General features: G+C 69.2%; 3 protein-coding genes, 1 tRNA gene and 1 rRNA gene. 4 read left to right on the top strand and 1 reads right to left on the bottom strand.

Annotated elements, in window-relative coordinates:
- The 3 genes from rrf to ABZV42_RS14570 all read left to right on the top strand — a co-directional run.
- A 5S ribosomal RNA gene (rrf, locus tag ABZV42_RS14580) occupies positions 1 to 88 on the top strand; the annotation flags it as partial.
- Between the two features lie 113 nt (positions 89 to 201).
- Positions 202 to 864, top strand: coding sequence for a DegT/DnrJ/EryC1/StrS family aminotransferase (locus tag ABZV42_RS14575; RefSeq protein WP_355987946.1), 663 nt, complete (start codon positions 202 to 204; stop codon positions 862 to 864).
- A gap of 83 nt (positions 865 to 947) precedes the next feature.
- A tRNA-Thr gene (locus tag ABZV42_RS14570) sits at positions 948 to 1,020 on the top strand.
- Positions 1,021 to 1,134: 114 nt separating this feature from the next.
- Here ABZV42_RS14570 and ABZV42_RS14565 read toward each other — a convergent pair.
- On the bottom strand, positions 1,135 to 3,882 hold the full coding sequence (locus ABZV42_RS14565) for a SpoIIE family protein phosphatase (RefSeq protein ID WP_355987944.1): 2,748 nt from the start codon (positions 3,880 to 3,882) through the stop codon (positions 1,135 to 1,137).
- A 410-nt stretch (positions 3,883 to 4,292) separates the two neighbouring features.
- Here ABZV42_RS14565 and ABZV42_RS14560 point away from each other — a divergent pair, with 410 nt between their 5' ends.
- A complete protein-coding gene (locus ABZV42_RS14560) occupies positions 4,293 to 9,785 on the top strand; it encodes a HAMP domain-containing protein (RefSeq protein ID WP_355987932.1) in 5,493 nt (1,830 codons plus the stop codon).
- The last annotated feature ends 24 nt before the right edge of the window (positions 9,786 to 9,809 follow it).

Raw genomic sequence — 9,809 nt, 5'->3', positions numbered from 1 at the left:
CGGTTACATTCCGAACCCGGAAGCTAAGCCTCACAGCGCCGATGGTACTGCAGGGGGGACCCTGTGGGAGAGTAGGACGCCGCCGAACAAATTTTAGAGAGCTGGTCCCCGAACTTCGGTTCGGGGACCAGCTCTTTTTTGTTTTGCTTTACTTGACGTTCACGTTGCGCGACCAGGATCCGCACCATGAGTACTGCTGCAATGCTCAGTGCCGCGGGCGTCGGAGCCGGTGACGAGGTCGTCGTCCCGGCCTTCGGGAACCTGGAGGTCGCCGACGCCGTCACCCGGGCCGGCGCCACCGTCGTCTTCGCCGACATAGACCCCGTGACCTACTGCCTCGACCCTCACGCGGTGGACGCGGTCGTAACTCCCCGGACGGCGGCGCTCGTTGTCGTGCACCGCTTCGGGCGGACGGCCGACATGGCGGGACTGCGGGACCTTGGCCGGCGCCATGAACTGCTGGTGCTGGAACAGGGCGAGTCCGAGGCGCCGTACGACGAGATCGCGCAGCGCAGGGAGCGGGCCGCCTATCTCGACAGCCGGCTCAGCGGCGTACACACACCGGTCGGCGGCGACCACCACACCTACCAGCAGTACGTCGTGCGGGTACCCGGCAACGGGCGGCCGGACCGGGACGCCTTCGCAAGGGCCGTACGGGCCAGGGGAGTCGAGTGCCGGGTGCCGGTGAAGACGCCGGTGCACCGCCTGCCCGGGTTCCGTCGGGACGTACAGCTGCCGGAGACGGAGCGGGCCGCCGACGAGACCCTTTCGCTGCCTGTGGACGGGACGTTGACGAAGCGGGAGATGCAGCGGATCGTCTCCGCGTGCAACGCGCTCGGCGGACTGCTGCAACCGGCCTTCTGATCAGGGCCGGACTGGTTTGGGGCACGGTCCAGTTCGGGGTATGATCTCTCTTGTTGCCGCGAGGGAAACCTCGAGGACAACAGGCCCCCCTAGCTCAGTCGGTAGAGCGTCTCCATGGTAAGGAGAAGGTCAACGGTTCGATTCCGTTGGGGGGCTCAAGCAGAAAAGGCCTCCGCCCTTGTGGGTGGGGGCCTTTCGCATGTCCGGGGGCCGACAGGACTTCGGCCCCCGGGACTCGATCGAGTCCCAGGGGCGTCGGCGCGTCGGGTGTCAGTCCGTGTGGAGGCCGGGGACGCGCATCGCGAGAATCGCCATGTCGTCCGACGGGGCGTCGGAGGCGAAGCGCTCGACCGCGCGCATGATGCGCGCGGCGACAGCGCCGGCCGTCAGCCCCGTGCATGTGGTGAGGACGTCAGCGAGGCCGTCGTCGCCGAGCATGCGGGTTCCCTCGCGCCGCTCCGTGACGCCGTCCGTGACACACAGCAGGACATCGCCCGGATCCAGCGTGACCCTCTGCTCGTACAGCTCCAGGTCCTCCATGACGCCGAGGAGCGGCTGTGGTTCGGCGGCCGGCTCGACCGTGCCGTCCTGGCGCAGGCGCAGCGGGAGGGGATGTCCGGCGCAGACGACCTTCAGGACGGCGCTGCCGTCCTCCTGAGGCCACAGCTCGCCGTAGAGGAGGGTCAGGAAGCGGCTGCGGGCGCCCTCGTCGAGGATCGCGGAGTTCAGCCGCTCCAGGACCGCGGGGCCGCCGTAGCCCTCGCGGGCCAGCAGGCGCAGCGCGTGCCGGGCCAGGCCGGTGACCGCCGCCGCCTCCGGGCCCGTACCGCAGACGTCGCCGATGGCGAAGCCGTAGGCGCCGTCGCGGATCGGGAAGAGGTCGTAGAAGTCGCCGCCGACCTCGTTCCCCTCGCCTGCCGCCCGGTAGATCACCTCGACCTCGACGCCCTCGATCTGGGGGAGTTCCGGGGGCAGGAGGCTGCGCTGGAGGGACTGGCTGATGGCCGTGCGCTCCGAGTACAGGCGGGCGTTGTCCAGGGCGAGTGCCGCTCGCCGGGAGAGGTCCTCGGCCAACTCCAGGATCTCCTGGCGGAAATGCTCGTCCGAGGGCTTGCCGAGGGTCAGCATGCCGATGACACGGTTGCGGGCGACCAGGGGCAGCACGACGGTCTCGCCGCCGACCGCCGCGGCTGTCGCCAGCGTCGTGCCGATACCGGAGCTGATCGACGTTCTCTCGCCGCGGCCCAGGCTGCGCATCGAGGTCCGCAGGGCGGCGTCGTGGGCGGCCGCGGCCGGGGCGGACCAGACGCGGGCGCCCGGGGTGGGCACCGGGTCCGGTGGGGCGATCTTCGAGAGCAACGCCTTGAGGCCGTCGATGAGTTCCTCGTCCTCGTGCAGCACGTACGAGAGGTAGGGATCGGAAGCCTGGTCGGCGATCGTGTACACGGCGCACCAGGTGGCAAGGGTCGGGACCGTCATCTGGGCCATGAGGGCGAGCGTCTGGTCGCGGTCAAGGGTGCCGGCGAGCAGGTCGGAGGCCTCGACGAGGAAGGAAAGCGAGCCGCGGCGCAGGCGTTCCAGCTCGCCGAGGCGCGCGGATTCCACGGCCAGGGCGATGCGGTCGGCGGCGAACTGGAGGCGCAGGGCCTCTTCGTTGGAGTAGCGGTTCGGGGACTCGGCGGCGACGCCGAGGGAGCCGGTGAGGCGGCCCTCGACCTTCAGCGGGACCGTGACGACCGAGCGCATGCCGGTGCCCCCGAGGAGTGGTACGGCGCCGGGGACGACCGTCAGATCCTCGTGGACGGCGGGCATCCGGGCCGAGCCGTAGCGGCCGGGGCCGGCCTCGACGGGGACGCGGGCGAAGCGCTGGCGCGCGGAGGGCAGGCCCGTGGAGGCGCGTACCTCCAGCTCCGTCTCGTCGTCGGTCGCGAGGAGCAGGAAGGCCGAGTCGCCGTCGAGCATGTCGCGGGCCCGTTCCACCGTGCGCTGGAGGAGGCCGTCGAGGTCGTCCGGGGCCGGCGATCCGATGAAGACCTCGAACGGGTCCGCGGCCTGGCCCTCGGAGTGGGAGCCCGAGTCGGAGGCGGGTCCGCGCAACGGGGTCTGGAGGACGGCGCGTTCGTGGTCGCGGACGAGGAGGCAGACGGTGGACGGCTCGCCGCTCGTGTCGCGGACGCGCAGGTGGGAGGCGTACACCGGTGTGACGCGGCCGTCGGCGCAACGGACGCCGTAACTGCCTTCCCAGCGGGAGAGTTGGAGGGCTTCGACGATGCCGGTGCCGGTGCCGGGGGTGTGCGGCCAGGCCGCGAGGTCGGTGAGCGGCTTGCCGGTGACCTGCTCGGCCGCGTAGCCGAAGAGCTCCTCGGCGTCCTCGTTCCAGGCGTTGATGGCGCCGGTGCGGTCGATCTGGACGACCGCCACGCGTACGCGGCCGTCGGCGAGGGGGAGGAGGTCGGCGGGGAGCGAGGGTCCGGCGGAGCGGGTGCCGATCGCGCGCGCGGGGAGGTCGAGCTGGAACCAGACCTGCTTGTGGGTGGGCGTGTACTCGACACCCCAGCGGCGGGCGAGGGCCGCGCAGAGCTGGAGGCCGCGGCCGCCTTCGCGGTCGGGGCTGCCCATGCTGACGGCGGTGGCCTGGAGTGGGATCTCGCGTTCTGGGTAGCGGTCCGCCACCTCGATGCGCACGCCGTCGTCGCTGCGCAGACACAGAACGTCGGCGGAGGTGCCCGCGTGCACGACGGCATTGGTGACCAGCTCGCTGGTCAGCACGACGGCGTCGTCGACGATGTCGGCGAAGCCCCAGCCCTGGAGCGTGTCCCGGACGAACGAGCGGGCGGTCGCCACGGACCGTCCCACGGGATCGAAACTGGCGGCCGCGCGCGCGGTGATCACAGAACTCCTTGTCCGGTCGTCGGTATGCGGGGCTCCGTGGCCGACCCGCTCCTGCGTGGGCAGGGCTTGGTGCCCTGTCGGCCGGGGATCCGGGGGTGTTCCCCCAGGATGCAGTCCGGTGGTCATGGTGCGGTGCCCCTCCGATGCCTGCCCGCTCGTGCCGCTCGTACTCGTGCCACCGCCCTGGCCGGTCGGGACCGCGCGGCTGGACAGCCGCATGCAAGGTTACTTACCTTCGTGGGCCCTGCGGATGCCGGTCACGGGTGTTTCCGTCTTGAAGAGTGCGGTGTTTCCGTTCGGACAGGTGCCTGTGATTGCCTCCGGCCAGGGCCGGAGGATTGTCCCGCGAGTGTGCGGACGATGTGCGAAGCTGCCGAACTGTTATGGCCTGGTTCGGCCGGGGTGAAACACTGGGCAGGTTCCAGGAGTAGGTCCGGGCAGGTCGTATGCCTCCCGCGTACCACGAACAGAAGTACCCGAGCAGAAGTACCCGAGTACGCCGAGCAGTATTGGTCGACCCTTGCGGGAGGGACACAGTGGAGTCTGGCGCAGCGGCGCGGGGCGGTAGGACGCGCGCGAAGGGCGGACAGTCCCTGAACAGCGGGCGCACACCGCGCACCGGCACCACCGAGGTGGACACGGCGGCCCTGAACCGGTTGTTGGCGGCCCTGGTGGCGATGCGGGACGGCAACTTCCGCAAGCGGCTCACTGTTTCCGGTGACGGCGTGATGTCGGAGGTCGCGGCGGTCTTCAACGAGGTCGCCGACCGCAATCTGCACCTGACGGGTGAGATCTCGCGGGTACGGCGTGTGGTGGGCCGTGAGGGCAAACTCACGGAGCGGCTGGAGGCGGGCGCCGGCGAGGGCGCCTGGGCGGCCGCGATCGACGCGTCGAACGCCCTGGTGGACGATCTCGTACGGCCTGTCTCCGAGGTGGGCCGGGTGCTGTCCGCCGTCGCGGAGGGCGATCTGTCGCCGCGCATGGACCTGCGCGCGCAGGCCGCGGACGGCAACGGGCATCCGTTGCGGGGTGAGTTCCTGAAGGTCGGCCGGACCGTCAACAACCTGGTGGACCAGTTGTCGACGTTCACCGACGAGGTCACCCGGGTGGCCAGTGAGGTCGGTACCGAGGGCAAGCTGGGCGGGCAGGCCCGGGTGCGCGGTATGTCCGGTTCGTGGAAGGACCTCACGGACTCGGTCAACACGATGGCGTACCGGCTCACCGCTCAGGTGCGTGACATCGCTCTCGTGACGACGGCGGTCGCCAAGGGTGACCTGTCGCGGAAGGTCACCGTTCATGTGGCCGGCGAGATGCTGGAGCTGAAGAACACCGTCAACACGATGGTGGACCAGCTGTCCTCGTTCTCCTCCGAGGTGACGCGTGTCGCCCGTGAGGTGGGTACGGAGGGCGAGCTGGGCGGTCAGGCGCAGGTGCCCGGTGTGGCCGGGGTGTGGAAGGACCTCACCGATTCGGTGAACCTCATGGCCGGCAACCTGACGGCCCAGGTGCGCGGGATCGCGCAGGTGACCACCGCGGTCGCGAGCGGTGACCTGTCGCAGAAGGTGACCGTGTCCGCACGCGGTGAGGTCGCGCAGCTCGCCGAGACGATCAACCAGATGACCGAGACGCTGCGGACGTTCGCCGACGAGGTCACCCGTGTCGCCAACGAGGTGGGCGGCGAGGGCCGGCTCGGCGGTCAGGCGAACGTGCCGGGGGCGGCGGGGACGTGGAAGGACCTCACGGACTCGGTCAACACGGTCTTCCGGAACCTGACGACCCAGGTGCGTGACATCGCCGCCGTGACGACCGCGGTGGCCAACGGTGATCTGTCGCAGAAGGTCAGTGTCCAGGTCGCCGGCGAGATGCTGGAGCTGAAGAACACCGTCAACACGATGGTCGACCAGCTGTCGTCGTTCGGTGTCGAGGTCACGCGGGTGGCGCGCGAGGTCGGTGTCGAGGGTGAACTGGGCGGCCAGGCCCAGGTTCCGGGCGTGGCCGGCACCTGGAAGGACCTCACGGACTCCGTCAACACGGCGTTCCAGAACCTGACCGGCCAGGTGCGCAACATCGCCCAGGTGACCACGGCGGTCGCGAACGGCGATCTGTCGCAGAAGGTCACCGTCGAGGTCGCCGGCGAGATGCTGGAGCTGAAAGTCACCGTGAACACCATGGTGGACCAGCTGTCGAGCTTCGCCGATCAGGTGACGCGGATGGCCCGTGACGTGGGTACGGAGGGCCGGCTCGGCGGCCAGGCCCGGGTGGACGGCGTGTCCGGCACCTGGAAGGAACTCACGGACTCCGTCAACTTCATGGCGGGGAACCTGACTTCGCAGGTGCGCCAGATCGCCCAGGTGACCACGGCGGTGGCCCGGGGTGATCTGTCGCAGAAGATCGACGTGGACGCGCGCGGCGAGATCCTGGAGCTGAAGAACACCATCAACACGATGGTCGACCAGCTCTCCGCGTTCGCCGACCAGGTGACGCGGGTGGCCCGTGACGTGGGTACGGAGGGCCGGCTCGGCGGTCAGGCGCAGGTGCCCGGCGTCGCCGGTGTGTGGCGCGACCTGACCGACTCGGTGAACGGCATGGCCGGCAACCTCACCGCTCAGGTGCGCAACATCGCGCAGGTCGCGACCGCGGTGGCCCGGGGTGATCTGTCGCAGAAGATCGACGTGGACGCGCGCGGCGAGATCCTGGAGCTGAAGAACACCCTCAACACGATGGTGGATCAGCTCTCGAACTTCGCCGAGCAGGTGACGCGGGTGGCCCGCGAGGTGGGTACGGAGGGCATCCTCGGCGGGCAGGCCGAGGTGCAGGGTGTCTCGGGCACCTGGAAGGACCTCACCCAGTCCGTGAACTTCATGGCCAACAACCTGACCATCCAGGTGCGCAACATCGCCGAGGTCACGACCGCGGTCGCCATGGGAGACCTGTCCAAGAAGATCACCGTCGACGCCAAGGGCGAGATCCTCGAACTGGTCACCACCGTCAACACGATGGTCGACCAGCTGTCGTCGTTCGCCGAGCAGGTGACCCGGGTGGCCCGCGAGGTGGGTACCGAGGGCCAGTTGGGCGGTCAGGCACGGGTGCCGGGTGTCACGGGCATCTGGAAGGACCTGAGCGACAACGTCAACCTGATGGCCTACAACCTGACCATGCAGGTGCGGAACATCTCGCAGGTGGCGGCGGCCGTCGCCAACGGCGACCTGACGCGGACGGTGACGATCAAGGCGAGCGGCGAGGTCGCGCAGCTCGCCGACACCTTCAACACCATGGTGAAGACGCTGAGTTCGTTCGCCGAGCAGGTCACCAAGGTGGCCCGCGAGGTGGGTACGGACGGCATCCTCGGCGGGCAGGCGCAGGTTCCGGGAGTCGCCGGGACGTGGAAGGACCTCACCGAGTCGGTGAACGGGATGGCGTCCAACCTGACCGGCCAGGTGCGCAACATCGCGATGGTCACCACGGCCATCGCCAAGGGCGATCTGACCAAGAAGATCGACATCGACGCGCGCGGCGAGATCCTGGAGCTCAAGACCACCATCAACACGATGGTCGACCAGCTGTCGTCCTTCGCGGAGGAGGTCACCCGGGTCGCCCGCGAGGTGGGCACGGAGGGGCAGCTGGGCGGCCAGGCGCGTGTCCGTGACGTCGACGGCACGTGGCGCGACCTCACCGAGTCGGTGAACGAGATGGCCGGGAACCTGACCCGGCAGGTGCGCGCCATCGCGCGTGTCGCGACGGCGGTGACCCGCGGTGACCTGAACCTGAAGATCGACGTGGACGCCTCCGGCGAGATCCAGGAACTCCAGGACTACATCAACAAGATGATCGCCAACCTGCGCGACACCACCATCGCCAACAAGGAGCAGGACTGGCTGAAGGGCAACCTCGCCCGTATCTCCGCCCTGATGCAGGGCCGCCGCGACCTCGCCGACGTGGCCTCGCTGATCATGAGCGAGCTGACGCCGGTCGTCTCGGCCCAGCACGGCGCGTTCTTCCTGTCGATGCCGCTGGTCGACGGCAAGGACGCGGGCAGCGAGGACGAGGAGGCGTACGAGCTGCGCATGCTCGGGTCGTACGGCTACTCGATGGGCTCCATGCCGACGTCGTTCCGGCCCGGTGAGGCGCTGATCGGGACGGCCGCGCAGGAGAAGCGCACGATCCTCGTGGAGAACGCGCCGAGCGGTTATCTGAAGATCTCCTCCGGGCTCGGGGAGGCGCCGCCGGCGCAGGTCATCGTGCTTCCGGTGCTCTTCGAGGGGACCGTGCTCGGTGTGATCGAGCTGGCGTCGTTCACTCCCTTCACGCAGATCCAGAAGGACTTCCTGAACCAGATCGCGGAGATGATCGCGACGAGCGTCAACACCATCTCGGTCAACACCAAGACGGAGGTGTTGCTGCGGCAGTCGCAGGAACTCACCGAGCAACTGCGGGAGCGTTCGGCGGAGTTGGAGAACCGGCAGAAGGCGCTCCAGGACTCGAACGCGGAACTGGAGGACAAGGCCGAGCTGCTGGCGCAGCAGAACCGCGACATCGAGGTCAAGAACACCGAGATCGAGGAGGCGCGGCAGGTCCTGGAGGAGCGCGCCGAACAGCTCGCGGTCTCCATGCGCTACAAGAGCGAGTTCCTGGCGAACATGTCGCACGAGTTGCGCACGCCGCTCAACTCGCTGCTGATCCTGGCCAAGCTGCTCGCCGACAACGCGGACACGAACCTCACACCGAAGCAGGTCGAGTTCGCCGAGACGATCCACGGCGCGGGCTCGGACCTGCTCCAGCTGATCAACGACATCCTCGACCTGTCGAAGGTCGAGGCGGGCAAGATGGACGTGTCGCCGACGCGGATCGCGCTCGTCCAGCTCGTGGACTACGTGGAGGCGACGTTCCGTCCGCTGACCGCGGAGAAGGGGCTCGACTTCTCCGTTCGGGTCTCGCCGGAGCTGCCCGCCACGCTGCACACCGACGAGCAGCGTCTTCTCCAGGTGCTGCGCAACCTGCTGTCCAACGCGGTGAAGTTCACCGACTCCGGAGCGGTGGAGCTGGTCATCCGGCCCGCCGGGACGGACGTGCCGGTGGCCATCAGGGAGCAGCTGCTGGAGTCGGGGTCGCTGCGGGACGCGGACGCCGATCTGATCGCGTTCTCCGTGACCGACACCGGAATCGGGATCGCGGCGAGCAAGATGCGGGTGATCTTCGAGGCCTTCAAGCAGGCGGACGGCACGACGAGCCGCAAGTACGGCGGTACGGGCCTCGGGCTCTCCATCTCGCGGGAGATCGCGCGGCTGCTCGGCGGCGAGATCTACGCCCAGAGCGAGCCGGGACGCGGCTCCACCTTCACGCTGTACCTGCCGCTGCACCCGAGCGAACTGCCGCCCCAGGGCTACGGGCAGCTCGCGCCGGCGATGGAGGCGGGGGAGCTGCTGGCCTCCGAGGCCGAACTGCACGGCACCGGGATGCCGGCCGAGGTGAAGTCGTACCAGGACGCGCAGAACGGGCCCGCCGCGCTGTTCAGGAGGCGCCGCAGGGCGCTGCCCACGGCCGAGCAGCGCGCGGAGGCCGCCGGACAGCAGGAGGGCGGTGCGGGCGCGGCTCAGGAGCCGTGGACGACCGCGGGGCAGGACGCCGGACCTCAGCAGGGCCGGGGCATCCGCTTCGAGGGCGAGAAGGTGCTGATCGTCGACGACGACATCCGCAACGTCTTCGCGCTGACCAGCGTCCTCGAGCAGCACGGACTCTCGGTGCTGTACGCGGAGAACGGCCGCGAGGGCATCGAGGTCCTGGAGCAGCACGACGATGTGACGGTCGTTCTGATGGACATCATGATGCCCGAGATGGACGGCTATGCCACGACCACGGCGATCCGGCGGATGCCGCAGTTCGCGGGACTGCCGATCATCGCGCTCACGGCGAAGGCCATGAAGGGCGACCGGGAGAAGGCGATCGAGTCGGGCGCCTCCGACTATGTGACCAAGCCGGTCGACCCCGATCATCTGCTCTCGGTGATGGCGCAGTGGATGCGCCAGGAGTGACACACTCGGGGGAGCGGCGCGGGC

Source organism: Streptomyces sp. NPDC005281, from assembly GCF_040607495.1.
In the GTDB taxonomy this organism is placed as follows: Bacteria; Actinomycetota; Actinomycetes; order Streptomycetales; family Streptomycetaceae; genus Streptomyces.
The sequence above is the reverse complement of the archived record's forward strand: the minus strand, read 5'-3'. Positions and strand labels throughout refer to the sequence as shown.